Source organism: Streptomyces sp. CB01249 (genome assembly GCF_001905735.1).
GTDB lineage: Bacteria > Actinomycetota > Actinomycetes > Streptomycetales > Streptomycetaceae > Streptomyces.
The window spans coordinates 405,866-432,465 of sequence record NZ_LISW01000003.1; the positions used below are offsets into that span (position 1 = coordinate 405,866).

Consider the following 26,600-nt stretch of genomic DNA (forward strand, 5'->3'; position numbering starts at 1 on the left):
GCACGGCAAAACCCAGGCCGACCAAAACCCAGCCCGTCCGGCGCTTGAGGACACCTGAACCGGCTCGTCCACGGCCCGCACGGCAATCGAAGCCCGTCCGGCGCTTGAGGACAACCGCGGCGCACGGCCCCCACCGCACCGCAACTACCGCGGGCTACGCCCGCCCCGCGCGGCCCCCGCCACGGCCACCACCGCCTTCTCCAACGCGTACTCGGGGTCGTCCCCGCCCCCCTTCACCCCCGCGTCCGCCTCCGCGACCGCCCGCAGCGCCACGGCGACCCCGTCCGGCGTCCACCCCCGCATCTGCTGCCGCACCCGGTCGATCTTCCACGGCGGCATGCCCAGCTCACGCGCGAGGTCCGCCGGCCGCCCCCCGCGCGCCGAGGACAGCTTGCCGATCGCCCGGACACCCTGCGCCAGCGCGCTGGTGATCAGAACGGGAGCCACGCCCGTGGACAGCGACCAGCGCAGCGCCTCCAGGGCCTCCGCCGCCCGTCCCTCTACCGCCCGGTCGGCGACCGTGAAGCTGGACGCCTCGGCCCGCCCCGTGTAGTAGCGCCCGACGACCGCCTCGTCGATCGTGCCCTCGATGTCCGCGACGAGCTGCGACACCGCGCTCGCCAGCTCCCGCAGGTCGCTCCCGATGGAGTCGACCAGCGCCTGGCACGCCTCGGGCGTCGCGGACCGCCCCAGCGCCCGGAACTCACCCCGCACGAAGGACAGCCGCTCGGCCGGCTTCGTCGTCTTCGGGCACGCCACCTCGCGGGCCCCCGCCTTGCGGGCCGCGTCGAGCAGGCCCTTCCCCTTGGCGCCGCCCGCGTGGAGCAGGACGAGGGTGATCTCCTCGACCGGGTCGTCCAGATACCTCTTGACGTCCTTGATCGTGTCCGCGCTCAGATCCTGCGCGTTGCGCACGACCACGACCTTGCGCTCGGCGAACAGCGACGGGCTGGTCAGCTCGGCCAGCGTGCCCGGCTGGAGCTGGTCGGGGGTGAGGTCCCGGACGTCCGTGTCGGCGTCGGCGGCCCGCGCGGCCGCCACCACCTGCTGCACGGCGCGGTCGAGGAGCAGGTCCTCCTGCCCCACGGCGAGCGTGAGCGGGGCGAGCGGGTCGTCGGTGGAATTCCTTCTGGTGGCCATCGCCGTCCAGCATCCCACGGGCCACTGACAGCCCGGTTCCGGCCGGGTCCGCCGCACCCTCCCCCGTATCCGAGAATGAGCACGTGAGCGATGAGAGACACGTGCTGGTGCTGCCCGACCGCGACGCTGCCGAGGACGCGGCGGAGGAGCTCGCCGACCGCTTCGGCGTCACCGACGAACCGCAGCTCGTACGGGACGCGCTGGCCGGCGAGGACGACGCCGAGGACGCCCAGTGGCTGGTCGTCGTGGAGGACCCGGACCACCGTCTCGACCCGGCGGCGCTCGACGCGTTCGCCGCGGAGTACGAGGGGTGGCTGGAGGCGCCGTAGGACCGGCGCCCCCGGGGCCGGCCCCACGGGACGGGGACTCAGCCCTTCGGGACGATCTGGATGTCCATCTCGATGGAGATGCTGGGGCCGACGACCGCGATGCCGCGCGCCAGCATCGTCTGCCAGGTGAGCGTGAAGTCCTCGCGGTGCAGCTGCGTGGTGGCGCGGCAGGCGGCCCGGGACTCGCCCTCCATCCCGTTGCCCAGCCCGAGGTACTGGGTGTCGAGGGTCACCGTACGGCTCACCCCGTGCAGCGTGAGCGCACCGCTCACACCCCAGCGGGTGCCGCCCCGGTGCACAAAGCGGTCGCTGTAGAACTCCAGCGTCGGGTAGCGGCCGACGTCCAGGAAGTCGCTGGAGCGCAGGTGGTCGTCGCGCATCTGCACGTTCGTGTCGATCGACGCGGCGTCGATGACCACGTGCATCGCCGAGTCCTCCATGCGGTCGCCGATCCGCACCGCCCCCGCGAAGGTGTTGAACCGGCCGTGGATGCGGGCCATCCCGATATGCCGGGCGGTGAAACCGATCTGGGAGTGCATCGGTTCGATCTCCCAGTCGCCCGGCTCCGGCAGCTGCGGCGGCGCGGCAACCTGCAGGGTCACATCGCCGAGGCTCGCATGGCCGCCCTCGGTGACCGTCGCCGAACCGTGGAAGGGGGTGAACCCCTCCGCCGTGACGGCCAGCCGGTACTCCCCCGCCGGAACCGTGGCCATGACACTGCCGTACGGGTCGGTCTCGCCCCCGACCACCTTGCGCCCCGCCCGGTCCGTCAGCACGAACTCCGCCTGCGTCACGGGCTCGTTGACCGGGTCGAGCACCCGGCAGCTGAGGACACCCGCCGAGTCCGGCACCACCAGTCCGGCCAGGGCGCTGCCCCGAGCGGCACCCGTCGCACCTTTGTTTCCGAACCAACGGCCGAACATCTCCACACACTCCCGGGCACTCGCTCACCTCGGGCCGGAGGGCAGACGTCGTTGTCGGAGCAGCGGCCCGCCGACGAGCATTGATTCGACCACCATTGAGGCGTTCGAGGCAAACAGAGCGGGTCGCGACGGCTTGGGCGCAGGTGTTACCGAAGGTCCGATTTTCCGGGCAGCCGGTCCAGGCGCAGTCCGAAGTGGTCCCGATAGGCCGCCAGCACCTCGTCGTCGCTGCCCAGCGGGGTCTCGTGCCGCTCGCCGCCGACCGTCGTGAGGAGCCTGCGGCCGCTGAGGGTGATCCGGCCCTCGTCCGTGCTGCGCGAGCAGACCGGGGCCCGGGTGAAGTGGGAGTCGGGCGAGGTGCGGTGGTACCAGGCGCCGGCCCGGAAGTCGGCCAGCTCCCTGGGCCGCCGCTCCAACCGGAGCTGGGGCTTGCCGTCGCGAAGGACGTCGAGGTCTCCGGGCCCCTCGCCGCCCGCCTCGGCCGGGGCGATCCGGAAGACGCCGGCCGGGTCCTGCTGGTCGGCGCGGTCGTCGAGCGCGAGCGGGTGCCGGGCGTGGTCGCCGAAGCCGACGTCGGCGAGCCACGGTCCGGTGCCGTCCTCCGTTTCGACGCGCAGCGCCAGATGGTCGTACGGGATGCCGAGCCGTCCCCCGTCGCCGTGGACGCGGGCCTGGAGGAGGGTGACGCGGAAACCGAGCGCCCGCAGCAGGACGGCGAACGCGCCGTTGAGTTCATAGCAGAAGCCGCCGCGCTCGCGGGCCACGATCTTGTCCAAAAGCGGTCCGTCCTCCAGCACGATGTCCTCGCCGAGGTGGATGGAGAGGTTCTCGAAGGGCACGGCGATGAGGTGGCGCAGTTGCAGTTCACGCAGCGCCGAGGCGTCGGGGCGGGCGGGCCTGACCGCGCCGATGCGGTCCAGGTAGGCGTCGATGGTCTGCGGCAGCTGCGGGTCCATGGGGCCAGTCTGTGCCGCCGCCCCTGCCGCGCGCCATGCGCCACTGGTCCTAGGTCCGACGACGGTGTTACGTGGTCGGGGCGCCGGATAACGTGCGCGGCATGCCCCTTCCGGAACCGGCGCGCAGCCGTGAACAGCGCAAGCAGGACGCACTCGAACGCCTGGAGAAGGACACGGACGCCTGGGTGTCGACGGCCTCCGCCGACGGGGCGCCGACCCTGGTGCCGCTGTGGTTCGTGTGGGACGGGGAGACCTTGCTGATGGCGACCCGGCGCACCAACCCGACGGCGGTCAACCTGACACCCGACGGCCGGGCCCACATCGCCCTGGGCCACACCCGCGACGTGGTCATGATCGAGGCGACGGGCGAGGTGGTGGAGGGCACGGACCTTCCGCCGGCATCGGGCGACGCGTTCGCCGCGAAGTTCTCCTGGGACCTGCGGGGGCGGCCCGCCTGGGTGTACCTCCGCTTCACCCCGTACGCGGTCCGGGCCTGGCGGGAGTCCAACGAGCAGCCCGGCCGCGACCTGATGACGGACGGACACTGGCTGGTCTGAGGCCGGGGCCCCGGCGGCCATCGTGGCTGCCGTGGGTCCCGTGGCTGCCACCCGGTCCGGGGCGGGGCGCGTCGCCCGCCGCCTCGCGTCGTATCCCGTCATGACCGCCCCACCGCCCGCAGCCCACTTCCCGCGCCGGTCACCGCGATCGCCCCGTCCCTGTCGGTGCGCAGCACCACCGCCCCCTCCGCCGCGAGCGCGTCGACGGTCCGGGGCGCCGGGTGCCCGTACGGGTTGTCCCGGCCCACGCTCACCAGCGCGAACCGGGGCCGGACGGCCCGCAGCAGGGCGCTGTCCTGGTGCGCGGAACCGTGATGGGCGACCTTGAGCACGTCCACCCGGGGCAGCTCCGGATGGCTGAGCAGCAGCGCCTGCTGGGCGGGCGGTTCCAGATCACCGGGCAGCAGCAGGGTGAGCCCGCCGGTCCGCACGAACAGGGTGACGCTGGCGTCGTTCGGGTCCTGCGGAACGCCGTACGGGACAGGACCGGCAGCCGGGGCCGCGCCCGCCGACACCGCGCCCGCCTCGCCCGGAGGCCACAGCACCTGCCAGTCCAGCGTGCCGATCCGCCGCCGTTCGCCGGGGGCGGCCCGCACGACGGGCACACCGGCTCCCGCCGCCGTCCTCCGGACGAACGCGGCCTGCTCCGGCGGCTCGTCCAGGGTCGTCGTCTGGACCGCGCCCACCGCCCTGCCGCGCAGCACCCCGGGGAGCCCTCGCACATGGTCGGCGTGGAAGTGGGTGAGCAGGAGCAACGGGACGCGGCTGACACCCAGTTCGCGCAGGCATCGGTCGGCGAGCCGGGGATCGGGACCGGCGTCCACGACCACGCCGGAGCCGGGCCCGGCCGCGAGCACCAGGGCGTCCCCCTGTCCGACGTCGCACATGGCGAACGCCCAGCCGGGCGGCGGCCATCCGGTCAGCACCCGCGTCAGCGGCGCCGGCCGGAGCACCGCGAGAACCAGCAGCAGCGCGGCGGCCGAGCAGACCCAGGGCCGCCGCCCTGCCCAGCGCGCGGCCGGTACCAGGACCAGGATCACGGCGGCCAGCAGCGCGGACCCTGACAGGCCGTCGGGCCAGTCGGTCTCCGCCCCGGGGAACCCCGCCCCGGTCCTGGCCACCGAGGCGATCCACGCGGTCGGCCACCCCGCCACCCTGGCGAGCAGCCCGGCCGCCGGCATCGCCACCGGCGCCACGGCCAGCGCGGCGAACCCGAGGACCGTGGCCGGTGCCACGGCGAACTCCGCCAGCAGATTGCACGGGACCGCCACCAGACTCACCCGGGAGGCGAGCAGCACCACCACGGGCGAGCACACCGCCTGCGCGGCGGCCGCGGCGGCCAGCGCCTCCGCCAGCCGGGGCGGCACCCGGCGCCTGCGCAGCGCGGCGGCCCAGCGCGGGGCGAGGGTGAGCAGGGCGCCGGTGGCCAGCACCGACAGCACGAAGCCGTAACTTCGCGCCAGCCATGGGTCGTAGAGCACCAGCAACAGCACGGCGGCGCACAGCGCGGGGATCAGCGTGCGACGGCGCCCCGTTCCGATGGCGAGGAGCGTGATCAGCCCGCACGCGGCGGCCCGCAGCACACTCGGTTCGGGGCGGCAGACCAGGACGAAGGCGAGCGTGAGCCCGCCGCCCAGCAGTGCGGTCATCCGCAGGGAGATCCCGAGCCTGGGCGCCAGTCCCCCGCGTTCGACGCGCAGCGCCCGGCCGGGCGGCCCGATGAGCAGAACGAGCAGAATGCCCAGGTTTGATCCGGAGACAGCCATCAAGTGCGTGAGGTCGGTCGCCCGGAACGCGTCGTGCAGTTCGGGGGTGACCCGTGACGTGTCGCCGACGACCAGGCCCGGCAGCAACGCCCGCGCGTCGGGGCCCAGTCCGTCGGTGGCCTCGCGCAGCCCGGCGCGCAGCCGACCCGCTGTGCGCTGGAGGAGGCTGGGCGGCCCGGTCACCCTGGGCGGGGCCTTGCCGTCCGGCCGCAGCACGGCGGCGAGTCGTTCGCCCTTGTGCAGCGGGGGTGCCAGCCGCCCGGTGATCCGCAGGCTGGTGGAGGGCAGCAGACGCTGCCAGGCCGCCGCCGCGCCGCCCGGCGGGACGATGACCAGGACCGGTGTCCGCAGCCGTACGGCCGTGCCGTCGGACCGCGTCAGCCGGGTGACCTCCGCGTCCAGAAGCAGGGAGACGGGCGTGCTGTGGTCGCCGCGCACCCGGGGGAACGTGCGCCGGGCATCGGAGGTGAGGGTGATGTCCGCCTGGACGCGCGCGTACTGCCGGGCCAGTCCGGGCACGGGGCCCCGGCGCGCATCGGCACCGTGCAGAGCGGCGGACGCCGCCCCGGCCGCCGCACAGAGCAGCACCGCCGCGACAGCGGTCCCCCGCAACCGCCACCGCGCCCGCCGGTCACCGGACGCGGTGTCGGCGTCAACCACACCCCGCGCCCTGAAGGCACCGGCCTCGCCCCGCGCACCGACACCACCCCCCACACGACACCGCCGCAGCCCCACCGCGAGCAGCACCATCGCCGTCCCCAGGCACAGCACCACACCCATCGCCGCCCAGCGCCCCGGAGCGCCCACCGCGAGTCCGGCGCCCGCCCAGGCCGCCGCTGCCGGGGCGAGGAGCCGGAGGTCGGCCGGGCCCTCCTGCCGGGGGTCGGAGAGCCCCAACCGCTTGCCCGACGCCGCGTGGACATCGGACGCCGCGTGCAGCCCCGACGCCCCGAGGGCGTCCCCCGTGTCCCCCGCGTTCACGGCCGCACCCGGGGCTGCAGATCCGCGAACCGGCGGGCGCCGATCCCGTTGACCTCGCGGAGTTCGTCCACGGACCGGAAGCCTCCGTGCTGCGTGCGGTAGTCCACGATGTGCTGGGCCAGGACGGGGCCGACGCCCGGCAGCGTCTCCAGCTGCTCCGCCGTCGCGGAGTTCAGGCTCACCGGCCCGCCCCCCTCAGCGGCGGAACCAGCCACGCCGGGCCCCGGGGCCGGGGCCTGCGGGGCACCCACCACGATCTGCTCGCCGTCCATCAGCACCCGGGCCCGGTTGAGCCCCGCCAGGTCCGTCCCGGGCCGCGCCCCGCCCGCCGCCGTCAGCGCGTCGTCCACCCGCGATCCGGCGGGCAGTCGGCGCAGCCCCGGGTCCCGCACCTTCCCGCTGACGTCCACCACGATCTGCCCGCCCGGACCGGCAGCGGGACCGGGAGACGGCTCGGGCCGACCGCCGCCCCCGGGATCCGCCTTCGCGTCCTCGTCCGGCGCAGGCGCAGGCGCGTGCACCGCCTCCCCCACCATGTCCGGAGCCCGGACGCCCTCCGGCCGGGCGGACCAGAAGTGCATCCCTGCGAACACGGCCGCCGCGACCAGGACCACGGCGAGCGCCGCAAGGGTCCTCGGCTCCAGGCCGCATCGGAGCTGCACCCACATCGGCAACCGCTCCCGCACCGCGAACACGGCCGCCGCCCACCGCCCCACGGGTGCCACGCCCACCACACTCGCGGGCGCCGCCCCGTCACGGTTCTCCTCAACAGGCGCCGCCACAACCGGCACCCCGACACCCCACCGCGCGACGCGTCCCCCGGACCCGCCCGCCATCAGCGCGTCGGCCCTGCTGCGCGCCGCCGCGACCGCCTCCGCGCGGGCCGTGGTCCGGCGTCGGCGGCCCGGTCCGGGGCGCGCCGCTCGTCGCAGGCGCCCGTCGGAGTCCGGGACGCGGCCGGGGCCTGCGCCCGGTCCGCCGGGTCCGCTGGTTGCACGATGTGATCGGGAAGCCATGGACCAGGACGCTAGGCATCCCCGCCAAATCCCGCTGAGCGCAGGCGATTTCCGTGGACAACGGGCCCATTGTGCATAACTCGGCCACTCCGGAGAGTGACGTATTCACCGACCGGGAGAGCGACGCGTTCACCGGCCGGCAGGCGCCTCAGCGCGGCGAGACCACCGCGCCCAGCAGCCCCGGCCCGGTGTGCGCTCCGATCACCGCGCCGACCTCGCTGACGTGCAGGTCCGCGAGGCCGGGGACACGTTCCCGCAGCCGCTCGGCCAGCCGCTCCGCGCGCTCGGACGCCGCGAGGTGGTGCACCGCGATGTCCACAGGTCCGCTGCCCGCGCGTTCGGCGACGATCTCCTCCAGCCGGGCGATGGCCTTCGAGGCCGTCCGTACCTTCTCCAGCAGCTCGATCCGGCCGCCGTCGAGCTGGAGCAGGGGCTTGACCGCGAGGGCCGAGCCCAGCAGGGCCTGCGCGGCGCCGATCCGGCCGCCCCGGCGCAGGTAGTCCAAGGTGTCGACGTAGAAGTACGCGGCGGTGCCCGAGGCGCGCTTCTCGGCCGCCGCCACCGCCTCGTCCAGGCCGCCGCCCGCCTCGGCCGTCTCGGCGGCGGACAGGGCGCAGAAGCCGAGGGCCATCGCGACCATGCCCGTGTCGACCACGCGCACCGGCACCGGGGCGTCCTTCGCCGCGAGCACCGCAGCGTCGTACGTACCGGAGAACTCCGACGACAGATGGAGCGAGACGATGCCGCTCGCACCGGCCTCCGCGACCGCCCGGTAGGTGGCGGCGAAGACCTCGGGGCTGGGCCGGGACGTCGTCACGGAACGGCGTTTCTGGAGGGCCAGGGCCAGCGAACGGGCCGAGATCTCGGTGCCCTCCTCCAGGGCCTGATCGCCCAGCACCACGGTCAGCGGCACCGCCGTGATGCCGTGCCGCCGCATCGCGTCGGGCGGCAGGTAGGCCGTTGAATCGGTGACGATCGCGACATGGCGGGACATGCCCCGGAGGTTACCCGCAGGCGCCCGGGGTAGGCAGTCCGACCCCGCACGAGTGATCAGTCGCGGTCGCTTCGCATCGCATCCTGCCACCCTCGGTCACGGGCGGTCGCGCCTCTCCGGCGCGTCCCGTCCGGCCCGCCGAGCCGGACGGACACCGCTCAGTTGGTGGTCTCGGGCCGGGCCGCTTTCTGCCACGGGTAGGCGGTGCTCTGCCGGGGATCCCGGGCGGTGATGGCCTCGGGCGGCGTCCGGCGGTCCTCGCCCGGACCGTCGGACGCCGGTGCCTCCGCCCCGCCGTCCCACTCCGGCGCCGGACCCGGCGCCGCGTCCGCCGTCGTCCAGTGCCGCAGCGCCCCGGCCTCCACGTCGATCTGCGCGTTCAGCGCCGACAGCTCGTCGTCGGCGAACTTGCGGGCCCGGTCCCGGGCGGCCCAGCGCAGCGAGTCGGCGGATCGGGTGATCTCCGCGGTGCGCTTCTTCAGGCCCGGCAGCCGCGAGGACACCGTCGCCTTGTCGGGCTCGCGCTCCAGCGCCTTCAGCTCCGCGTCCAGTTCGAGTCCGTGCGCGCTGAGCCGGTCGAACAGGCCCAGGGACTCCGACAGCGACGCGTCCTCGGCCACGCCCGCCCGCAGGGCGTCCTGGGTGGCGCGCATCGACGTGCGCAGCGAGAGCCGCAGCTGTGCCAGCTCACCGCCGACGCCCAGCTGCCCGTAGCTCTTGGCCCGCAGGGTGGTGTCCTCGACCGTGCGGCGCGCCTGCGAGATCGTGCGGTCCACGCCGCGCCTGGCCGCCCCGACCACCTTGACCGTCGCGTAGACGCCCAGGGCCATGAAGGCGACGACGAGCAGCCCCAGGATCAGGATCACGGCTTCCATGAGCGCCCCTCGGATGGTGTGACGGCCTCCGGTACACGTACACCGGTCCTCTCCACCGTAAACGGAACGGGCAGGCTGAGGGTTCCGCCGGAACCCCCAACCTGCCCGTAGGGGAAAGCCCCCACCCGCGCCGGTGACTAGGCGGGAACGATGTTCACCAGCTTCGGCGCGCGGACGATCACCTTGCGGATGCCCGCGCCGCCCAGCGCGGCGACGACGGCCGGGTCGGCCAGGGCCAGGGCCTCCAGCTCCTCGTCCGTGATCGACGGGGAGATCTCCAGACGCGCCTTGACCTTGCCCTTCACCTGCACGACGCAGGTCACGGTCTCGTCCACGACGTACGCCGGGTCGGCCACCGGGAAGTCCTGGTGCACGACCGACTCCGTGTGGCCCAGCCGGTGCCACAGCTCCTCGGCGATGTGCGGGGCCAGCGGCGCCACCAGCAGTACCAGGGCCTCGGCGACCGGGCGGGGCAGCGGGCCGCCCGCCTTGGTCAGGTGGTTGTTCAGCTCGGTGACCTTGGCGATCGCCGTGTTGAAGCGCATGCCCGCCATGTCGCCGCCGACGCCGTCGATGGCCTTGTGCAGCGCGCGCAGCGTGTCCTCGCCGGGCTCGGAGTCGACCACGGTGACCTCGCCGGTCTCCTCGTCGACGATGTTGCGCCACAGCCGCTGCAGCAGCCGGTACTGGCCGACGACCGCACGCGTGTCCCAGGGACGCGACACGTCCAGGGGGCCCATGGCCATCTCGTACAGGCGCAGTGTGTCCGCGCCGAACTCGGCGCAGACGTCGTCGGGCGTGACGGCGTTCTTCAGGGACTTGCCCATCTTGCCCAGGACGCGGGAGACCTTCTCGCCCTGGTGGTAGAACGCCCCGTCGCGCTCCTCGACCTCGGCCGCCGGGACCGCGATGCCGCGGCTGTCCCGGTAGACGAACGCCTGGATCATGCCCTGGTTGTACAGCTTGTGGAACGGCTCGGCGGAGGAGACGTGGCCCAGGTCGTGCAGCACCTTGGACCAGAAGCGCGCGTACAGCAGGTGCAGCACGGCGTGCTCGGCACCGCCCACGTACAGGTCGACGCCGCCGGTCGGCTGCCCCTCGCGCGGGCCCATCCAGTACTCCTCGATGGCCGGGTCGACCAGCTTCTCGGAGTTGTTCGGGTCCAGGTAGCGCAGCTCGTACCAGCAGGAACCGGCCCAGTTGGGCATGGTGTTGGTCTCGCGGCGGTACTTCCGCGGGCCGGACCCGTCGCCCAGGTCCAGCGTGACGTTGACCCACTCGGCGTTGCGCGACAGCGGGGTCTCGGGCTGGGTGTCGGCGTCGTCCGGGTCGAAGGTGCGCGGCGAGTAGTCGTCCACCTCGGGCAGTTCCAGCGGCAGCATCGACTCGGGCAGCGGGTGGGCGATGCCCTCCTCGTCGTACACGATCGGGAAGGGCTCGCCCCAGTAGCGCTGGCGGCTGAACAGCCAGTCGCGCAGCCGGAAGTTGACGGTGCCCTCGCCGACGCCGTGCTCCTTCATCCACTCGGTGATGCGGGCCTTGGCGTCGGCGACGCCCAGACCGTTCAGCGAGATCTCGTCGTTGGCGGAGTTGACCAGCTTCGCGTCGTACGAGGCGAAGGCGTCCTCCCACGTCGAGGCGTCGGTGCCGCGGTCGTCGGACGGCTCGACCACGCAGCGCATCGGCAGCTCGAAGGCGCGCGCGAACGCGAAGTCGCGCGCGTCGTGCGCCGGTACGGCCATGATCGCGCCGGTGCCATAGCCCGTCAGGACGTAGTCGGCGATGAAGACCGGGATCTGCTCGCCGCTGACGGGGTTGGTGGCGTACGCGCCGGTGAAGACACCGGTCTTGTCCTTGGCCTCGGCCTGGCGCTCGACGTCCGACTTGGCGGCGGCCTGCTTGCGGTACGCGGTGACCGCCTCGGCCGGGGAGGCGTGGCCGCCCGTCCAGACCGGGTGGGTGCCCTCCGGCCAGGCGGCGGGGATGATCCGCTCGACCAGCTCGTGCTCCGGCGCCAGCACCATGTAGGTGGCGCCGAACAGGGTGTCCTGGCGGGTGGTGAAGACGGTGACGCTGCCCGCGCCGTCGACCGGGAAGTCGACCCGCGCGCCCTCGGAGCGGCCGATCCAGTTGCGCTGCTGCAGCTTGATCGCCTCGGGCCAGTCCAGCCCGTCCAGGTCGTTCAGCAGCCGGTCCGCGTAGGCGGTGATGCGCATGTTCCACTGGCGCAGCTTCGCCTTGAAGACCGGGAAGTTCCCGCGCTCGGAGCGGCCGTCGGCGGTGACCTCCTCGTTCGCCAGGACGGTGCCCAGGCCGGGCGACCAGTTGACCGGCGCGTCGGACGCGTAGGCCAGCCGGTACTCGCCCAGGACGTCGGCACGTTCGGCGGCGCTCAGCGCGGACCAGTCACGGCCGTCGGGGGTGGCGCGCTCGCCGCTCTCGAACTGGGCGACCAGCTCGGCGATCGGCCGGGCGCGGTCCGCCTCGGTGTCGTACCAGGAGTTGAAGATCTGCAGGAAGATCCACTGGGTCCACTTGTAGTACTCGGACTCGATCGTGGCGAACGAGCGGCGCTTGTCGTGGCCCAGGCCCAGCCGGCGCAGCTGCGCCGTCATGTTCTCGATGTTGGCCTCGGTGGAGACCCGCGGGTGCGTGCCGGTCTGCACGGCGTACTGCTCGGCGGGCAGGCCGAAGGCGTCGAAGCCCAGGGTGTGCAGGACGTTGTGCCCGGTCATCCGCTGGTGGCGGGCGAAGACGTCGGTGGCGATGTAGCCCAGCGGGTGGCCGACGTGCAGCCCGGCGCCCGAGGGGTACGGGAACATGTCCATGATGAACTTCTTGGGCCTGGCGGCCAGCTCCGGGTCGCCCGCCAGGTCGCCGGTCGGGTTGGGCGCCTCGTACGTGCCCTCGGCGTCCCAGAAGTCCTGCCAGCGTGCCTCGATGTCGGCGGCCATCGCTGCCGTGTAGCGGTGCGGCGCAGCGGCGTCCGCTGCGGTATTCGTCTCGCTCATGATCCTCAAAGCTCCATCGATCGTCATCTGCCGGCATCCACGTCTACGGACACACGTCCTTGGAAACGAAAAATCCCCTCGCACAGGAGGGGACGCCGCGCTGATGCCGACCAGGCGTTCTCACCGGTCGGGACTGATCAGCGCGGCTCGCTAAGCAGAAGGGCTACGGCACGCATGGCGTCAGGGTACCGCACCGAGCCGGTCCCCCTCAGGGCGATAGTCCGTTGACCGGCCTCCGCACGCAGAACGGCGGGCCATCCGCTTGGGATGGCCCGCCGTTCCTTCTTCACTGTGGAGCTAAGGAGAATTGAACTCCTGACCTCTTGCATGCCATGCAAGCGCTCTACCAACTGAGCTATAGCCCCTCGTTGCGCCGCCCGGTCTCCCTGGCGACATCGAGAACAGTACCGGTCACCCGGGCCGTCCACCAAATCGATTCCGGTCCGCCCGGTCTTCCCCCGCCGGAGAGGGGGAAGCGGTCAGGCCGTGGCGAAGGAGTAGAAGCGTTTGAGGGTGCAGTGCTCCTCGAGGAGCCGGCCGTAGATCGGCTCCCCCTCGAGCTCCCGGTAGGTCTCGATGGGGTCGCCTTTTATGATCAGCGCGCGTGCGCATTCCTCGCACCAGTACTGATAGTCCGCGTTGACCGGGTCCATGTCCCTGACGATGGGCGTACCGCTGCCGCACCAGTCGCACTTCCGCCTGTGAGCACCCATGGATCAGCTCCGGCCCCGGCGGAAGAATGGCGACTGCGGGACCTCGTGGCGGCTCCCAGGCATCGCGCACACCCTCCCGTTCGGTCCGTCGCCCCCTCCGGCGGTCCGATTCTGCCATGACCCCGCAAGGGGGTCAGCCGACCGCCGTTCCCGCCCGCCGCCGCCGTCGTACGAGCCCCACCACGGCCCCCGCGCACGCCACCGCGGCCAGGGCCAGCTCGCAGACCCACAGTGCGTGCCCCGACCCCTGCGGCCCCGGTGTGCCGAGGCGGTTGAGGTAGAGGGTGCCGACGGCGGCGACGCCGATGACCTGCCCGAGCTGGGTCACGGTCACCAGCACACCGCTGGCGTCGGCGGCGTCCTGGGGCCGTACGTCCGCCAGGGCGCCCGCGAGGTTGGGGCTGAACGCGAGAGCCATACCCGCGCCGATCAGCACGAAACCCGTGTACAGCGCGACGCTCCCGCCGTCCCCGTCCCGCAGCACGAGACCGGTCACCGTCACGCCCGCGGCCAGCACCGCGAACCCGCCGGGCACCAGGTACCGATGGAGCCGCGCCGGCCACCGCCGCCAGGTCAGCCCGGCCGCGCCGAAGGCCACCGCGGTCGGCGCGCACATCAGCCCCGCGTGCAGCGCCGAGTACCCGAGGCCGCCCTGGAGGTGCAGCGTCAGCGTGAAGAGGAAGCCCGCGTTGGCCGCCATCACCAGCATGATCCGCACCGCCGCCACGGCGATTCCGGGCAACCGGAGCACACGGGGCGCGATCAGGGGCGCACCCCCGCGCGCGGCGAGCCGTGTCTCGTACGCCACGAAGCCGGCGAGGGCCGCCACGCAGGCGAGCAGGCAGGCCCACGTCCAGTCCGGCCAGCCCAGCTCCTGGCCGAGCACCAGCGGCACGGTCAGCAGCGTGACGGCCACCGCGAGGAGGACCAGGCCCACCGGGTCGAAGCCGCGCGCCCGCGCCTCCCGCCGGGCCTCCCCGGTGCGCGGTTCGCCCGGCAGCACCCTCGCGCCGAGCACCAGCAGGACGAGCCCGATCGGCACGTTGACCAGGAAGACCGGGCGCCAGCCCGCCCCGAACAGGTCGACGCTCACCAGCACCCCGCCCACGACCTGGCCCGCCGCGGCCCCCGTGGCCAGCACGGCGCTGTAGGCACCGATCGCGCGCACCCGCGCCGCCCCGGTGAAGTGCTGCTGGATCAGGCTGAGCACCTGCGGGATCATCACCGCCGCCCCCGCCCCCTGGACCACCCGGAAGGCGATCAGTTGGCCCGAGTCCGCGGCCAGTCCGCAGGCGAGCGAGGCGGCCGTGAAGACGGCGAGTCCGGCCAGATGTGCGCGGCCCTGGCCGAACACGCCGCCGAGCCGGGCACCGGCGACGAGGAGGACGGCGTACGAGATGGTGTATCCGGCCACCACCAGCTGCAACTGGGCTCCGGAAGCGCCGAGTTCGGTACGGATCGTCGGGGCGGCGACGTTCACGATGAAGATGTCGAGCATCGCCATGAACTGGGCCGTGAGCACCACGGCGAGCAGCCGGGCAGGGGGCTTGTCAGCGGTGGGGGTTTTACTGGTGACGGAGCGTGAGGCCGTCGTTTCGGATGTCGCGGTCATGGGTTCCAGGCTGGTGCCGGACGCATACGGGTAACGAGAGCCCGCTGATGCTGGTACTGGCAGCACCTGGCAACAGCCGGGCGCAGCACCGACGATGGGGGCGTGACGGTGACGACACGGCAGACGGCGACGGCACGACAGCAGACGCGGCGGAGCGGAGCGGCGACCGGCAGGCGTCCGGAGCTCGCCGCCTTCCTCCGAGGCCGCCGGGCCCGGGTGACCCCGGCCGACGTGGGCATGGCCCCCGGCTTACGGCGGCGCACCCCCGGTCTGCGGCGCGAGGAGGTCGCCCAGCTCTCCGGCGTCGGTGTGACCTGGTACACCTGGCTGGAACAGGGCCGCCCGATCAACGCCTCCCCGCAGGTCCTGGACGCGGTGGCGAGGACGCTGCGGCTGGACCCACCAGAGCGCGAGCACCTGTACGAGCTGGCGGGCGTCGCCTTCCTGCCGGGGCGGGAGTCCGACGCCTTGGAGGTCGGCGAGGAGATCCAGGGCATCATCGACGCGCTCGACCCGCTCCCCGCCGTCGTCTACAACGCGCGCTACGACGTGCTGGCGACCAATCCGGGCTACCAGGACCTCTTCGGCATCCCGGCCATGCGGGGCACCAACGTCCGCAACGCGCTGTGGTCGCTGTTCACGGCCTCCGAGAAGGACTGTCCGGTCGTGCACCGCGACCAGGAGCTGCCCCTGATGGCGGCGACCCTGCGCAGCGGCTACGGGCGCCATGTGGGCGAGCCCGCGTGGGAGTCGTTCATCGCCGCGCTGTCGGAGGCCAGCCCCTACTTCGCGCAGCTGTGGCGCAGCGGGGACGTCGTCCCGCCGGGGCGGCGCGTGAAGACCTTCCGGCACTGGGCGGTCTCCGGTGAGATACGGATGACCTCGGTGTCGCTGACCATCAACGGGCTGCCCGAGTGCCGGATCGTCACGTACACCCCGGCCGACGAGGAGAGCAGGGAGCTGCTCGCCGCGCTGCGGAAGCACCGCCGGGGCGACGAGGACCGTTGACCGCACACGCGGAAAATCCCGCCCCCTGGTGGGGACGGGATTTCCGATTGTGGAGCTAAGGAGAATTGAACTCCTGACCTCTTGCATGCCATGCAAGCGCTCTACCAACTGAGCTATAGCCCCGCTGTCCGCTGTGTTTCCCTGCGCTTCCGCGCTGCGAACAAGAAGAACTTTAGCCTGTGACCAGCCGGAAAGTGAAATCCGGCCCCTGCCGCCCCGGGGGGCGGCCGGCGACGACCGGATCAGGTGTCGTCGCCGAGCACCGGTTCGGGCAGGGTGCCGGCGTTGTGCTCCAGGAGCCGCCAGCCGCGGGCGCCCTCGCCGAGCACGGACCAGCAGCAGTTGGTCAGCCCGCCGAGCCCTTCCCAGTGGTGCGCCTCCAGGCCCAGCAGCCGGCCGATGGTGGTCCGGATGGTGCCGCCGTGGCTGACGACGACCAGCGTGCCGTCGTCGGGCAGCTTTCCGGCGTGCCCGAGGACCACCGGCGCGGCCCGGTCGGCGACCTCGGTCTCCAGCTCGCCGCCACCGCGCCGCACGGGCTCGCCGCGCTTCCAGGCGGCGTACTGCTCGCCGTACCGCTCCACGATCTCCTCGTGGGTCAGGCCCTGCCAGGCGCCCGCGTAGGTCTCACGCAGGCCCGCGTCGTGCACCACGTCGAGCCCGGTGATCGCGGCGAGCTCGGCGGCCGTGGCCGCGGCCCGCCGCAGGTCGGAGGCCACGATCGCGTCCGGCTTCAGCGAGGCGAGCAGCCGGGCGGCCCGGGCGGCCTGCGCCACGCCGGTCTCGGTCAGCTCGATGTCCGTGGAGCCCTGGAAGCGGCGCTCCAGATTCCATGCCGTCTGGCCGTGGCGCCAGAGGACGATCCTGCGGCCCCTGCCGCTCCTGCTGCCGTTCAGCTCTGCTCACCTTCCGTACCGCCGTTGAGCTGCGCGTGCTCGGCGGCCTTGCCGCGGGTCTTCACCGCGTCCTCGGGCAGGTCGAGCTCGGGGCAGTCCTTCCACAGGCGCTCCAGCGCGTAGAAGACGCGCTCCTCGCTGTGCTGGACGTGGATGACGATGTCGACGTAGTCGAGGAGGATCCACCGGGCGTCGCGGTCGCCCTCGCGGCGGACCGGCTTGGCGCCGAGCTCCTTCTGGAGCCGCTCCTCGATCTCGTCGACGATCGACTTGACCTGGCGGTCGTTGGGGGCCGAGGCCAGCAGGAAGGCGTCGGTGATCGACAGCACGTCGCTGACGTCGTAGGCGATGATGTCGTGCGCGAGCCGGTCGGCGGCCGCCTGAGCGGCGGCGTTGATGAGCTCGATGGAGCGGTCAGTGGCGGTCACAAGCAGGCTTTCGTCGTCGGTCGGATAGACCTCTAGGGTCTCACGGGGAACCGCCCGCCCACGCAGCCATATTCCGCGGCCCGCCCGCGGGCCGCCCGGGGAGGCCCGGGCCGCTCGGCTCCGGACCTCCCGCGACCGCTCCGCGGCTACTCGGGCTTGTAGTCCTGGCCGAGGAGGACGGACACGTCCGCGTTCCCGGCCGGCTTGCCCTTCTTGACGGCGCTCGTCGGCAGTCCGAGGGTCTTGGCGACCTGGGTCGCCTTCTCCTTGTCGGCCGCCTCGGCGTAGACCACCTGCGAGGAGGAGACCGCGTCGGCCTTCCCGCTGTTGACGAAGGCGAAACCGCCGTTGACCAGCTTGCCCCGGGCGGACTCGGTGGAGCCGGTGTCGCCGGTGGCGTTCTTGATCCCGACCCGGACCACGCCGTCCGCCGACGGCGCCTTGACCGTGCCGCCGAGGATGTCCTTGACCACGCTCTCGGTGGCCGCGTCGGTGAGGGTGCCGTCGTCCTGCACGGGCAGCAGCGCCGTCTTGTAGTCGCCGATCTTGGCGTGCTCCGCCAGCTTCGCCAGCGAGGCGCCGAGGTCCTTCTCGGGCAGCGACGGGTCCAGGATCTGGGCCAGCGTCTGAACGGTGACCGTGGCGGCCTGCGGGTCGTCGGACATCTTGCGCAGCACCCCGCGCATGACCTGCCCGAACCGCATCAGCTGCTTGGCCTCGGCCTCGCCGGGCCCCCGGTACGTGGCGTACGCGACGGCCATCTGGCCGCTGAGGGTCTGCGCCTCGCCCTTCTTCACCAGGTCGCCGGAGCCCTTCTTGGCGCCCGGCACCGCGGTGTCGGTGTCGACCTCGATGTTGCCGACGAGGTCGACCAGGTTCTCCAGGTACGGGGTGTCGAGCCGCCAGGTCCCGCTGATGTCGGTGCCGAGCAGGGTGTCCAGGGAGTCCCGGGTCCCGGACGTGCCGTCGTCGTCGACCGACTTGCCGAGCGTGGTGGTGGTGCCGTCCTCGTCGGAGACGGCGAGGGAGTTGGGGAGCAGGACCGTGGTGCCCTGCTTGGTGGTGACGTTGTCGACCAGCAGCGCGGTGGACGTGCCGCCGGACTTGGTGTTGTGGAGGTGGACCACGATGACGTCCCGGCGCTGCGGACCGGTCGTCGCGGTGTTCTCCTTCTCCCCGTCGGACAGTCCGGGGATCTTGTCCGCCGACCACAGGTACCCGACGCCGCCGAGCACGGCCAGGACCCCGACGACGAGCAGCGCGACGATCCGGTTGCGGCCCCGGCGGCGCGCCTCCTCGCGGCGCTCGCTGCGGCTCTCGGTGAACTTGAGCCAGTCGATGACGTCCTCGGAGTCCTCGTCGGGCTCCTCGATGAAGGCGAACTGCTCGGTGCGGTAGTCGTCGCCGCCGCGGCGCTGCCCGGGCACGGCCGCGTCCGGTCCCGGACGCGCCGCGGGCTCGCGGGGCGGGGCGGGCGCGGGGGCCGGGGCGGGGGTCGCGGCCTGCTGCGGAATGTTCCACTGCTGGGTCGTGTCGACCGCGGCGGGCTGCTGCCCGGTGTCATGGACGGGCTGCTGCTGCCCGGTGTCGTACCCGTACCGGTCGTAGCCGTAGTCCTGCTGCGGGGCCTGCTGGGGCTGGGCCGCGTAGGGGTCGTACGGCTGCGGCGGCGCGGGGGGCCGCTGCTGGGCGTACGGGTCGTAGCCGTAGCCCTGCCCGCCACCCTGGGGCGCTTGGCCGCCGTACGGGTCGGGCTGCTGCTGCGGCTGCTGCGCGTACGGGTCGTACTGCTGCTGCCCCGGCTGCTGCTGGTACACCGGCTGCCCGTACTCGTCGTAGCCGATGATCTGCGGCTGCTGGTAGTACGGGTCGTACGGGTTCTGTCGGTCGTTCACCGGTGCCCCTTTCCGTGGCTCACTCGCCGCGGTACAGCTGGCGCTTGTCGATGTAGCGGACCACGCCGTCGGGCACGAGGTACCAGACCGGTTCGCCCTGGGCGACCCTCGCACGGCAGTCCGTCGAGGAGATCGCGAGCGCGGGGACCTCCACCAGGGAGACGCCCCCCTTCGGCAGCCCGTCGTCCGTGAGCACATGGCCCGGCCGGGTCACGCCGATGAAGTGGGAGAGCGAGAACAGCTCGTCGGCGTCCCGCCAGGTGAGGATCTGGGCGAGCGCGTCGGCACCGGTGATGAAGAAGAGGTCCGCCTCGCCGTGGGCCTCGCGCAGGTCCCGCAGGGTGTCGATCGTGTACGTGGGGCCCTTGCGGTCGATGTCGCTGCGGCTGACCGAGAACTGCGGGTTGGACGCCGTCGCGATGACCGTCATCAGATAGCGGTCCTCCGCCGGGGACACCTGCTTGTGGCTCTTCTGCCACGGCTGCCCGGTCGGTACGAAGATCACCTCGTCGAGGTGGAACTGGGCGGCCACTTCACTGGCCGCCACCAGGTGTCCATGATGAATCGGGTCAAACGTCCCGCCCATCACGCCGAGTCGGCGTTTTCCGCGGCCGGTAGGCACTTCCTGCTCTCCCATGCGTGCAGAGCCTACTGGCACAGCTGTACGCCTCGGCCTCAGCGGTCGCGGTTGAAGCGCGTGGTGATCCAGAGAAGGAGGAGAAGCGCGACAAACGCCCCGCCACCGGTGACGATCGGCTCGAGGCTGTTGTGGTTACCACCGTGCTCCGCGCCCTCGGCGGCGACGGTGACCAGCTGGTGTGCGGTGCTCGTGAGGCTCATCTTCGGCAGGACCTATCGATCGGGAGTCGGGGGAAGACGTCGCGGACATCGTATGCGGGCGCCCCGGGCACGCTCACGCCGACTCAGTCGTTGTTGTCGTCGTTGCGGTATCCGCGGAGCAGGAACCAGGCCAGCAGGGCGGCTCCCAGGAGGGAGACGACCAGCACGATGCGGATCGTGTTGCCCGGCCCCTGATCCTCGGATGCGGCGGCGAACAGAGCAACGGTGTGCGGCATGTCGGGCGTCTCCTCAGTTATCCACAGCCCCCCGCACACCGTAGCCCCAGCACCTAGGCTGGGCGGCGTCAGGGGGCGAGCGACGTCTCGTACGAACACAGGGGGCCCATGTCATGACCAGCAGCCACGAGAGCCAGGACCGCGTACCGAGCAGGCAGCGCAAGCGTTTCCCGGGGATCTCCTCCCGGGCCTACGAGCACCCCGCGGACCGCTCCGCACTGGTCGCGCTGCGCAAGCTGAGCGGCTTCGACACCGTCTTCAAGGCGCTGAGCGGACTGCTGCCGGAGCGCAGCCTGCGGCTCCTCTTCCTGTCGGACTCCGTCCGGGTGAGCGACGCCCAGTTCGCGCACCTCAACGACATGCTCCGGGACGCCTGTTACATCCTGGACCTGGAGAAGGTCCCGCCGATGTACGTCAACCAGGACCCCCGGCCCAACGCCATGTGCATCGGGCTGGACGAGCCGATCATCGTGGTGACCACGGGTCTGGTGGAGCTGCTGGACGAGGAGGAGATGCGGGCGGTCATCGGCCACGAGGTCGGACACGCCCTGTCGGGTCACGCGGTCTACCGCACGATCCTCCTCTTCCTCACCAATCTGGCGCTCAAGGTCGCCTGGATCCCGCTGGGCAACGTCGCGATCATGGCGATCGTGACGGCGCTGCGCGAGTGGTTCCGCAAGTCGGAGCTGTCGGCGGACCGGGCCGGGCTGCTGGCCGGCCAGGACATACAGGCGTCGATGCGCGGCCTGATGAAGATCGCCGGCGGCAACCACCTCCACGAGATGAACGTGGACGCGTTCCTCGCCCAGGCCGACGAGTACGAGAAGTCCGGCGACCTGCGCGACTCGGTGCTCAAGATCCTCAACGTGCTGCCCCGCTCGCACCCGTTCACCACGGTCCGCGCCGCCGAGCTCAAGAAGTGGTCGGAGACCCGCGAGTACCAGCGGATCATGGACGGCCACTACCCGCGCCGGGACGAGGACAAGGACACCTCGGTGACGGACTCGTTCAAGGAGTCCGCCTCGCATTACGCCGATTCGGTGCGCAACAGCAAGGATCCGCTGATGAAGCTCGTCGGCGACATAGCGGGCGGCGCCGGGGACCTGGGCGGCAAGCTGCGGGACAAGTTCACCGGCGCGGGCGGCGCCAAGGGCGGTGCTACGGAGAACCCTGAGGACTCGCAGGGGCCGTCGGCGGAAGGGAGCTGACCTCCAGCGTCCCGCAGAGCGCCGCGACCGGCCGGCCCGTGGCGTACGGGTCGGTGCCCGCCGGTCCGCGCGAGACCGCCCGCTCGCCGGCGAGCAGCGGCCGCAGGGCGCCCGAGGCGTCGGCCGGGCAGGACTGCGGGCCCGCCTGGAGGTAGCTGGTCTGCACCTCCAGGCGGTGCAGCCGCAGGTCCTCCCGGTCGAACCGGAAGCGCATCTCCCGCCGCACGGTGAAGAGGGAGGCGCCGCCCTTCGGCTGGGGGCCCGACACGGCGGGGCGCAGGGCGTACGTGAAGGTGTGGTCCGAGACGACCTCCAGGGCGTCGGAGCCCGTCTGGACGTAGCGCAGGGTGCCCCGGACCCGGACCTCGGGGTCCGGGGTGACCCGGACCGGGTCGAAGCGGACGAGCCAGCCGGTCGCCGCGTGCTGCCCGTCGTCGTAGGGCTCGTTGACGCTGCGGTCGAACTGCTCCATCTGGTCCGGGTCGAGCAGCGCCTCCACCGGGCGCACGGCGTTCCCGCTGAGCACGTCGGGGTCGAGCGAGGAGGCGGCCAGATAGTCCTTCACCGTGGCCAGGGCGGCGCTCACCTCGCTCTCCGAGAAGTCGGTGGTGTGCCGGGCGGGCGGCGGGCTGATGCCGTCCCGGCCCTTCGGGTAGTGCGCGGCGGGGCTGCTCGCGAAGAGGGCGGCGGGGGTGCCCGCGGGGACGGCGCCGCGCGGGGCGAGCGGGACGAGGGTCATCCGCAGCGGTTCGGGCTTCCGGGCTGCGGCCGGGGTCTCGTAGGGGTGGCTCAGGCCCATGAAGACGGCCGTGCCGAAGGCCAGGGCGATCAGGATCATCAGGGCGAGGGCGATCCGGGAGCCGTTGCGGTAGGCCCGCCCGGGCAGGCTGCGGACGGCGCGGGCGTGCTCCCCCATCCGCTCCTGGGCGGAGAATTCCTGCAGCCGGGCGGCCCGCACGAAGGACTCGTCGAAGACGAGTGAGCCGTACTCGTCGTCCGGACCGTGCGCGCCGTTCTCCGCCGGGCCGTCGGGTGGATCTCCGCGATGTGCCATGACTTCTCCCGACTCCGTGAGAAGTCCCCTCTTCGGGCGGAGGAGGGGTCATACCTTCAGGGTGGGTCGATCACGACGACGGTAAACGCGGTGACGCCCGGCAACCACCGGGGAGTTCCACCGGACCGCCGGACGGGGGACCCGGACGCGGGACGGGTCCGTCCGGGGAGGGGGAGGTCAGGGGGTGCGCGGGACGGCGGAGACCATCGGGCGGGAGTAGTCGTCCGCGTCCGAGGGGGCGGAGCCGGGGCCGGGCCCGGGCGCGCTGTCCACACCGGTGGAGGCGGGCGGCGGGACCTGGTCCTGCCGGTCCCCCGAGCTGTTGCGGTAGACGGCGCTGAAGGCGAGGGCGACCATGCCGACGCCCATCAGGACAGCCAGCAGCCAGGCGATCGGCCGGTGCCAGCGGGCCGCCCCCCGGTACGGGCGGAGCGCGCCGCCGTGGCGCCCGTAGGGCCCGTGCTCGTGGAAGTCGTCCGCGTCCAGCGGGTCGTAGCCGTCCGGGCCGCCGTAGCCGCCCGGACCGTAGCCCTCGTCGTACAGGTCGTCCTCGAAGGGGCCGCCGCGGGCTCCGGCGCGCCGGGCGTCGGCCTCCGCGCGCGCCTCCGCGGCGGCCAACAGCCGCTCGACGGCGGTCGGTTCATGGAACTCGGCGGCCCGTACGAAGTCCTCGTCGAACACCACGGAGGCGAAGTCCTCGTCCGCGCCCCCGCGGTCGTCGTCGGGCTCCCAGCCGTTCGGATACGGCCTGCCCCCCACGTCGTCCGCCACGGTTTCAGACTAGCCCCGGCGGACCGCTTTGGGCAGGGAGACGGCGCATTCGCCTGTCACCGGGTCACCGCACATGGCCGTCGCCGGTGACGATGTACTTGGTCGACGTCAGTTCCGGCAGGCCCATGGGGCCCCTGGCGTGCAGCTTCTGCGTGGAGATGCCGATCTCGGCGCCGAAACCGAACTGGCCTCCGTCGGTGAACCGGGTCGAGGCGTTGACGGCCACCGTCGTGGAGTCCACCAGCTGGGTGAAGCGGCGGGCGGCGGCCTGCGAGGTGGTGACGATGGCCTCGGTGTGGCCGGAGGACCAGAGCCGGATGTGCGCCACGGCCGCGTCCAGCGACTCCACGACGGCCGCCGCGATGTCGTACGAGAGGTATTCGGTCTCCCAGTCCTCCGGGGTCGCCGCGACCACCGTGGCCTTGGAGCCCTCGGCGTACTCCAGCACCCGTTCGTCGCCGTGCACGGTCACACCGGCTTCGGCCAGGGCGTCCAGGGCGCGCGGCAGGAAGGCGTCGGCGATGTCCTTGTGGACGAGCAGGGTCTCGGCGGCGTTGCAGACGCTGGGGCGCTGGGCCTTGGAGTTGACCAGGATCTCCACGGCCATGTCCAGGTCGGTCTGCGCGTCGACGTACACGTGGCAGTTGCCGGTGCCGGTCTCGATGACGGGGACCGTGGACTCCTCGACCACCGTGCGGATCAGCGAGGCGCCGCCGCGCGGGATGAGCACGTCCACGAGGCCCCGGGCGCGCATCAGCTCGCGCACCGAGTCGCGGCTCTCGCCCGGGACCAGCTGCACCGCGTCGGCCGGCAGGCCGGAGCCGCCCACGGCGTCGCGCAGCACCCGCACCAGGGCGGTGTTCGACGCGAAGGCGGAGGACGAGCCGCGCAGCAGGACGGCGTTGCCCGACTTCAGGCAGAGGGCGGCGGCGTCCACGGTCACGTTGGGCCGGGCCTCGTAGATGATCCCGACGACGCCGAGCGGCACCCGGACCTGGCGCAGGTCGATGCCGTTGGGCAGGGTCGAGCCGCGGACGACCTCGCCGACCGGGTCGGGCAGGGCGGCGACGTCCCGGACGTCGGCGGCGATGGCGCGGATGCGTTCCGGGGTGAGGGTCAGCCGGTCCACGACGGATTCGCTGGTCCCCGCCTCACGGGCGCGCGCCACGTCCTCGGCGTTGGCCGCGAGGATGTCGCTCGTCCGTACTTCCAGCGCGTCGGCGATCGCCAGGAGCGCGTCGTCCTTGGCCGCGCGCGGAAGTGGCGCGATGTCGGCGGCGGCGGAGCGGGCCCGGTAGGCGGCCTGGGCCACGGGAGACAGGTTGTCGTACGGCGAGAGCGTGGTCATGCCCGCAGAGTAGTGCGCGCCCTGCGGGCATTCCGCACGCATCCCGTGATGCGAGACGGCCGTTTCACCGGCGGCGGCCGGTCAGTACGGGTGGACGCCGACGGGGGCGGCCGGCGGCGGCCCGTAGCCCTCGGCGACGCGCTGGTGGTAGGTCTCGCGGTCGATGACTTCGAGGCCGACGATCGCCCAGGGCGGCAGACCGGCGGTGGAGCGGTGCTCGCCCCACAGCCGCAGGGCGACGGCCGCCGCGTCGTGCAGGTCGCGGGCCTCCTCCCAGTAGCGGATCTCCGCGTGGTCGTTGGCGTAGCGGCTGGTCAGCAGGAACGGGTGGTCGTGCGCGAGCTGTTCGAGACCGCGCCTGACCTCCTTCAGCGGGAACTCGTTCCCGGAGACGCAGAGGGTGACGTGCCACAGCTTCGACGGGGCGTGCTCCTGGCCGGCCGGTCTCGGCTCCGGCCGGGCGGGGCGCTCGTCCCTCCGGTCCGCGGGTCCGCTCCCGTCGAAGCCGGCCCCCGCTCCCACACTGGTCAGGGTGCGGCCACCCGTTCCTCGGGGCGGCGCCCCCGGGCGCGCTCGTCTCACCGGCGGCCTCCTGTGATGTGTTGCTTTTGCTGTACCCCGCAGTTTCCCTGCTACAAAGTGGACCAGCCCGCGGCCCGGTGTGGGGCGGTTTTCGTGAAGGTCTCGGTCCGATGGCTGGACTTTCAGCCGTTTCGGGGGGCGTCAGCCGTGCAGGAGGACGAGATCGTCCCTGTGTACGACCTCGCGTTCGTAGGCGGGGCCGAGGTCCCGGGCGAGGTCGCGGGTGGAGCGGCCGAGGAGTTGCGGCATCTCCTTGGCGTCGAAGTTGACGAGCCCGCGCGCCACGGGCCGCCCCCGCAGATCGCGCAGCTCCACCGGGTCGCCCGCGGTGAACTCGCCCTCCACCGCCGCGATCCCGGCCGGGAGCAGCGAGCTGTGGCGCTCCACGACCGCCTGCACCGCCCCGTCGTCCAGGGTCAGCGAGCCGCGCGGGGTCGAGGCGTGGGCGAGCCAGAGGAGCCGGTCGGCGGAGCGGCGGCCGGTGCGGTGGAAGTAGGTGCCGGTGTCGCGGCCGGCGAGGGCGTCGGCGGCGTGGCTCGCGGAGGTGAGAACGACGGGGATGCCCGCGGCGGTGGCGATCCGGGCGGCCTCGACCTTGGTGACCATGCCGCCGGTGCCGACGCCCGCCTTGCCCGCGCTGCCGATGCTGACCCCGGCCAGGTCGGCGGGGCCGGTGACCTCGGCGATGCGGCTGGTGCCGGGGATGCTCGGGTCGCCGTCGTAGAGGCCGTCCACGTCGGAGAGGAGGACCAGCAGATCGGCGCGGACCAGGTGGGCGACGAGGGCGGCGAGCCGGTCGTTGTCGCCGAACCGGATCTCGTCCGTGGCGACGGTGTCGTTCTCGTTGACGACGGGCAGCGCGCCCATGTCCAGGAGCTGGTCCAGGGTGCGGTAGGCGTTGCGGTAGTGGGCGCGGCGGCTGGTGTCGTTGCTGGTGAGCAGGACCTGGCCGACGCGGACGCCGTAGCGGGCGAAGGAGGCGGTGTAGCGGGCGACGAGGAGTCCCTGGCCGACGCTGGCGGCGGCCTGCTGGCGGGCCAGGTCCTTGGGCCTGCGGTGCAGTCCGAGCGGGGCGAGTCCGGCGGCGATGGCGCCGGAGGAGACGAGGACGACCTCGCGTTCGCCGCCGTCGCGGACCTTGGCCAGTACGTCGACCAGGGCGTCGACGCGGTCGGCGTCGAGGCCGCCGGCGGCGGTGGTGAGGGAGGAGGAACCGACCTTGACCACGATCCTGCGGGCTTCCGTCACGCCCTGCCTTGCCCCTGACACCCGGTCCCCCGCATTCGCTCGCTGGACCCCGCAATCTACGCGAGAGCGGAATCCGGCGCCTTCGCGTTCCGCACCGTGGAAGCACCGTGGCAACCTTTTCATCGCCTTATGTCCCGTTCCGTGTCTGTTCGGTCCTTGGACTCGTTGGGCAGAGACACCGGGGCCGGCAGGAGGTCCCGCGGAGTGCGAACA

The 26,600-nt window shown here is 72.8% G+C and carries 25 protein-coding genes and 2 tRNA genes; 4 read left to right on the forward strand and 23 right to left on the reverse strand.

Annotated elements, in window-relative coordinates; translation table 11 throughout:
* Positions 1–144: 144 nt before the first annotated feature.
* Positions 145–1,140, reverse strand: a complete 996-nt coding sequence (gene holA, locus AMK18_RS17575; RefSeq protein WP_073863497.1) for a DNA polymerase III subunit delta — start codon at positions 1,138–1,140, stop codon at positions 145–147.
* 83 nt (positions 1,141–1,223) lie between these two features.
* Between holA and AMK18_RS17580 the strand changes: the two genes are divergently transcribed.
* Entirely contained in the window at positions 1,224–1,469 is a 246-nt protein-coding gene (locus AMK18_RS17580) for a hypothetical protein (protein WP_198957026.1), read from the forward strand.
* Positions 1,470–1,507: 38 nt separating this feature from the next.
* On the opposite strand, the gene AMK18_RS17585 is transcribed toward AMK18_RS17580, so the two are convergent.
* Positions 1,508–2,392 carry a YceI family protein gene (locus AMK18_RS17585; protein WP_073863499.1) on the reverse strand — a complete coding sequence of 295 codons (885 nt, stop codon included), beginning with the start codon at positions 2,390–2,392 and terminating at the stop codon, positions 1,508–1,510.
* A gap of 146 nt (positions 2,393–2,538) precedes the next feature.
* Positions 2,539–3,348: an arylamine N-acetyltransferase family protein gene (locus AMK18_RS17590; protein ID WP_073863500.1), complete on the reverse strand. Its 810-nt coding sequence runs from the start codon at positions 3,346–3,348 to the stop codon at positions 2,539–2,541.
* A gap of 101 nt (positions 3,349–3,449) precedes the next feature.
* Here AMK18_RS17590 and AMK18_RS17595 point away from each other — a divergent pair, with 101 nt between their 5' ends.
* A complete protein-coding gene (locus AMK18_RS17595) occupies positions 3,450–3,905 on the forward strand; it encodes a pyridoxamine 5'-phosphate oxidase family protein (RefSeq protein ID WP_018103234.1) in 456 nt (151 codons plus the stop codon).
* 98 nt (positions 3,906–4,003) lie between these two features.
* Here the strand turns inward: AMK18_RS17595 and AMK18_RS17600 are convergent, their stop codons facing one another.
* From AMK18_RS17600 to AMK18_RS17635, 8 genes are all read right to left on the reverse strand, one after another.
* Positions 4,004–6,652 carry a ComEC/Rec2 family competence protein gene (locus AMK18_RS17600; RefSeq protein ID WP_073863501.1) on the reverse strand — a complete coding sequence of 883 codons (2,649 nt, stop codon included), beginning with the start codon at positions 6,650–6,652 and terminating at the stop codon, positions 4,004–4,006.
* Positions 6,649–7,320, reverse strand: a complete 672-nt coding sequence (locus AMK18_RS17605) for a ComEA family DNA-binding protein (protein ID WP_198957040.1) — start codon at positions 7,318–7,320, stop codon at positions 6,649–6,651. The genes AMK18_RS17600 and AMK18_RS17605 overlap by 4 nt, the downstream gene beginning before the upstream one ends.
* Before the next feature lie 496 nt (positions 7,321–7,816).
* Complete coding sequence (locus AMK18_RS17610) at positions 7,817–8,662, reverse strand: DegV family protein (protein ID WP_018103231.1); 846 nt, start codon at positions 8,660–8,662, stop codon at positions 7,817–7,819.
* A 158-nt stretch (positions 8,663–8,820) separates the two neighbouring features.
* A complete protein-coding gene (locus AMK18_RS17615; RefSeq protein WP_073863502.1) occupies positions 8,821–9,537 on the reverse strand; it encodes a hypothetical protein in 717 nt (238 codons plus the stop codon).
* Positions 9,538–9,674: 137 nt separating this feature from the next.
* Positions 9,675–12,548 (reverse strand): leucine--tRNA ligase, encoded by a 2,874-nt coding sequence (gene leuS, locus AMK18_RS17620; protein WP_073863503.1) that lies wholly within the window; start codon positions 12,546–12,548, stop codon positions 9,675–9,677.
* A 292-nt stretch (positions 12,549–12,840) separates the two neighbouring features.
* A tRNA-Ala gene (locus AMK18_RS17625) sits at positions 12,841–12,913 on the reverse strand.
* A 114-nt stretch (positions 12,914–13,027) separates the two neighbouring features.
* Positions 13,028–13,261, reverse strand: a complete 234-nt coding sequence (locus tag AMK18_RS17630) for a hypothetical protein (protein ID WP_018103228.1) — start codon at positions 13,259–13,261, stop codon at positions 13,028–13,030.
* A gap of 133 nt (positions 13,262–13,394) precedes the next feature.
* Positions 13,395–14,786, reverse strand: a complete 1,392-nt coding sequence (locus AMK18_RS17635; RefSeq protein ID WP_073863504.1) for an MFS transporter — start codon at positions 14,784–14,786, stop codon at positions 13,395–13,397.
* 189 nt (positions 14,787–14,975) lie between these two features.
* Between AMK18_RS17635 and AMK18_RS17640 the strand changes: the two genes are divergently transcribed.
* The gene (locus AMK18_RS17640; RefSeq protein ID WP_241836588.1) at positions 14,976–15,881 is read left to right on the forward strand and encodes a helix-turn-helix transcriptional regulator; all 906 of its coding nucleotides are present in this window, start codon (positions 14,976–14,978) and stop codon (positions 15,879–15,881) included.
* A 50-nt stretch (positions 15,882–15,931) separates the two neighbouring features.
* Here AMK18_RS17640 and AMK18_RS17645 read toward each other — a convergent pair.
* The 7 genes from AMK18_RS17645 to AMK18_RS34915 form a co-directional block, all read right to left on the reverse strand.
* Positions 15,932–16,004, reverse strand: a tRNA-Ala gene (locus AMK18_RS17645).
* Between the two features lie 119 nt (positions 16,005–16,123).
* On the reverse strand, positions 16,124–16,777 hold the full coding sequence (locus tag AMK18_RS17650; RefSeq protein WP_026171532.1) for a histidine phosphatase family protein: 654 nt from the start codon (positions 16,775–16,777) through the stop codon (positions 16,124–16,126).
* Entirely contained in the window at positions 16,774–17,205 is a 432-nt protein-coding gene (gene rsfS, locus AMK18_RS17655) for a ribosome silencing factor (RefSeq protein WP_018103223.1), read from the reverse strand. The genes AMK18_RS17650 and rsfS overlap by 4 nt, the downstream gene beginning before the upstream one ends.
* Positions 17,206–17,351: 146 nt before the next feature.
* Positions 17,352–19,100 (reverse strand): LCP family protein, encoded by a 1,749-nt coding sequence (locus AMK18_RS17660; RefSeq protein WP_018103222.1) that lies wholly within the window; start codon positions 19,098–19,100, stop codon positions 17,352–17,354.
* A gap of 19 nt (positions 19,101–19,119) precedes the next feature.
* Complete coding sequence (nadD, locus tag AMK18_RS17665) at positions 19,120–19,737, reverse strand: nicotinate-nucleotide adenylyltransferase (RefSeq protein ID WP_026171531.1); 618 nt, start codon at positions 19,735–19,737, stop codon at positions 19,120–19,122.
* 38 nt (positions 19,738–19,775) lie between these two features.
* Positions 19,776–19,940: a hypothetical protein gene (locus tag AMK18_RS34910; protein ID WP_018103220.1), complete on the reverse strand. Its 165-nt coding sequence runs from the start codon at positions 19,938–19,940 to the stop codon at positions 19,776–19,778.
* A gap of 83 nt (positions 19,941–20,023) precedes the next feature.
* Positions 20,024–20,176: a hypothetical protein gene (locus AMK18_RS34915; protein ID WP_018103219.1), complete on the reverse strand. Its 153-nt coding sequence runs from the start codon at positions 20,174–20,176 to the stop codon at positions 20,024–20,026.
* 113 nt (positions 20,177–20,289) lie between these two features.
* On the opposite strand from AMK18_RS34915, the gene AMK18_RS17670 reads away from it, so the two are divergent.
* Positions 20,290–21,384: a M48 family metallopeptidase gene (locus AMK18_RS17670; RefSeq protein WP_018103218.1), complete on the forward strand. Its 1,095-nt coding sequence runs from the start codon at positions 20,290–20,292 to the stop codon at positions 21,382–21,384.
* Here AMK18_RS17670 and AMK18_RS17675 read toward each other — a convergent pair.
* The 5 genes from AMK18_RS17675 to proB all read right to left on the reverse strand — a co-directional run bounded on the left by AMK18_RS17675 (position 21,335) and on the right by proB (position 26,387).
* A complete protein-coding gene (locus tag AMK18_RS17675; protein WP_073863505.1) occupies positions 21,335–22,438 on the reverse strand; it encodes an SCO2583 family membrane protein in 1,104 nt (367 codons plus the stop codon). The two genes, AMK18_RS17670 and AMK18_RS17675, sit on opposite strands and share 50 nt — an antisense overlap.
* Before the next feature lie 177 nt (positions 22,439–22,615).
* Positions 22,616–23,209: an SCO2584 family spore wall biosynthesis protein gene (locus AMK18_RS17680; protein WP_018103216.1), complete on the reverse strand. Its 594-nt coding sequence runs from the start codon at positions 23,207–23,209 to the stop codon at positions 22,616–22,618.
* Positions 23,210–23,273: 64 nt separating this feature from the next.
* Complete coding sequence (locus AMK18_RS17685; RefSeq protein ID WP_018103215.1) at positions 23,274–24,557, reverse strand: glutamate-5-semialdehyde dehydrogenase; 1,284 nt, start codon at positions 24,555–24,557, stop codon at positions 23,274–23,276.
* An 81-nt stretch (positions 24,558–24,638) separates the two neighbouring features.
* Entirely contained in the window at positions 24,639–25,139 is a 501-nt protein-coding gene (locus AMK18_RS17690) for a hypothetical protein (RefSeq protein ID WP_073863506.1), read from the reverse strand.
* 141 nt (positions 25,140–25,280) lie between these two features.
* Positions 25,281–26,387, reverse strand: a complete 1,107-nt coding sequence (gene proB, locus AMK18_RS17695; RefSeq protein WP_026171529.1) for a glutamate 5-kinase — start codon at positions 26,385–26,387, stop codon at positions 25,281–25,283.
* Positions 26,388–26,600: the final 213 nt, after the last annotated feature.

Excerpts from the sequence above, each read along its gene's own strand:
- leuS (WP_073863503.1), bottom strand. The coding sequence starts at position 12,548 with ATGAGCGAGACGAATACCGCAGCGGACGCCGCTGCGCCGCACCGCTAC.
- AMK18_RS17670 (WP_018103218.1), top strand. The coding sequence starts at position 20,290 with ATGACCAGCAGCCACGAGAGCCAGGACCGCGTACCGAGCAGGCAGCGC.
- AMK18_RS17585 (WP_073863499.1), bottom strand. The coding sequence starts at position 2,392 with ATGTTCGGCCGTTGGTTCGGAAACAAAGGTGCGACGGGTGCCGCTCGG.
- AMK18_RS34915 (WP_018103219.1), bottom strand. The coding sequence starts at position 20,176 with ATGCCGCACACCGTTGCTCTGTTCGCCGCCGCATCCGAGGATCAGGGG.
- AMK18_RS17675 (WP_073863505.1), bottom strand. The coding sequence starts at position 22,438 with ATGGCACATCGCGGAGATCCACCCGACGGCCCGGCGGAGAACGGCGCG.
- AMK18_RS17615 (WP_073863502.1), bottom strand. The coding sequence starts at position 9,537 with ATGGAAGCCGTGATCCTGATCCTGGGGCTGCTCGTCGTCGCCTTCATG.
- AMK18_RS17610 (WP_018103231.1), bottom strand. The coding sequence starts at position 8,662 with ATGTCCCGCCATGTCGCGATCGTCACCGATTCAACGGCCTACCTGCCG.
- AMK18_RS17605 (WP_198957040.1), bottom strand. The coding sequence starts at position 7,320 with ATGTGGGTGCAGCTCCGATGCGGCCTGGAGCCGAGGACCCTTGCGGCG.
- AMK18_RS17590 (WP_073863500.1), bottom strand. The coding sequence starts at position 3,348 with ATGGACCCGCAGCTGCCGCAGACCATCGACGCCTACCTGGACCGCATC.
- AMK18_RS17595 (WP_018103234.1), top strand. The coding sequence starts at position 3,450 with ATGCCCCTTCCGGAACCGGCGCGCAGCCGTGAACAGCGCAAGCAGGAC.
- AMK18_RS17630 (WP_018103228.1), bottom strand. The coding sequence starts at position 13,261 with ATGGGTGCTCACAGGCGGAAGTGCGACTGGTGCGGCAGCGGTACGCCC.
- AMK18_RS17685 (WP_018103215.1), bottom strand. The coding sequence starts at position 24,557 with ATGACCACGCTCTCGCCGTACGACAACCTGTCTCCCGTGGCCCAGGCC.
- nadD (WP_026171531.1), bottom strand. The coding sequence starts at position 19,737 with ATGGGAGAGCAGGAAGTGCCTACCGGCCGCGGAAAACGCCGACTCGGC.
- holA (WP_073863497.1), bottom strand. The coding sequence starts at position 1,140 with ATGGCCACCAGAAGGAATTCCACCGACGACCCGCTCGCCCCGCTCACG.
- AMK18_RS34910 (WP_018103220.1), bottom strand. The coding sequence starts at position 19,940 with ATGAGCCTCACGAGCACCGCACACCAGCTGGTCACCGTCGCCGCCGAG.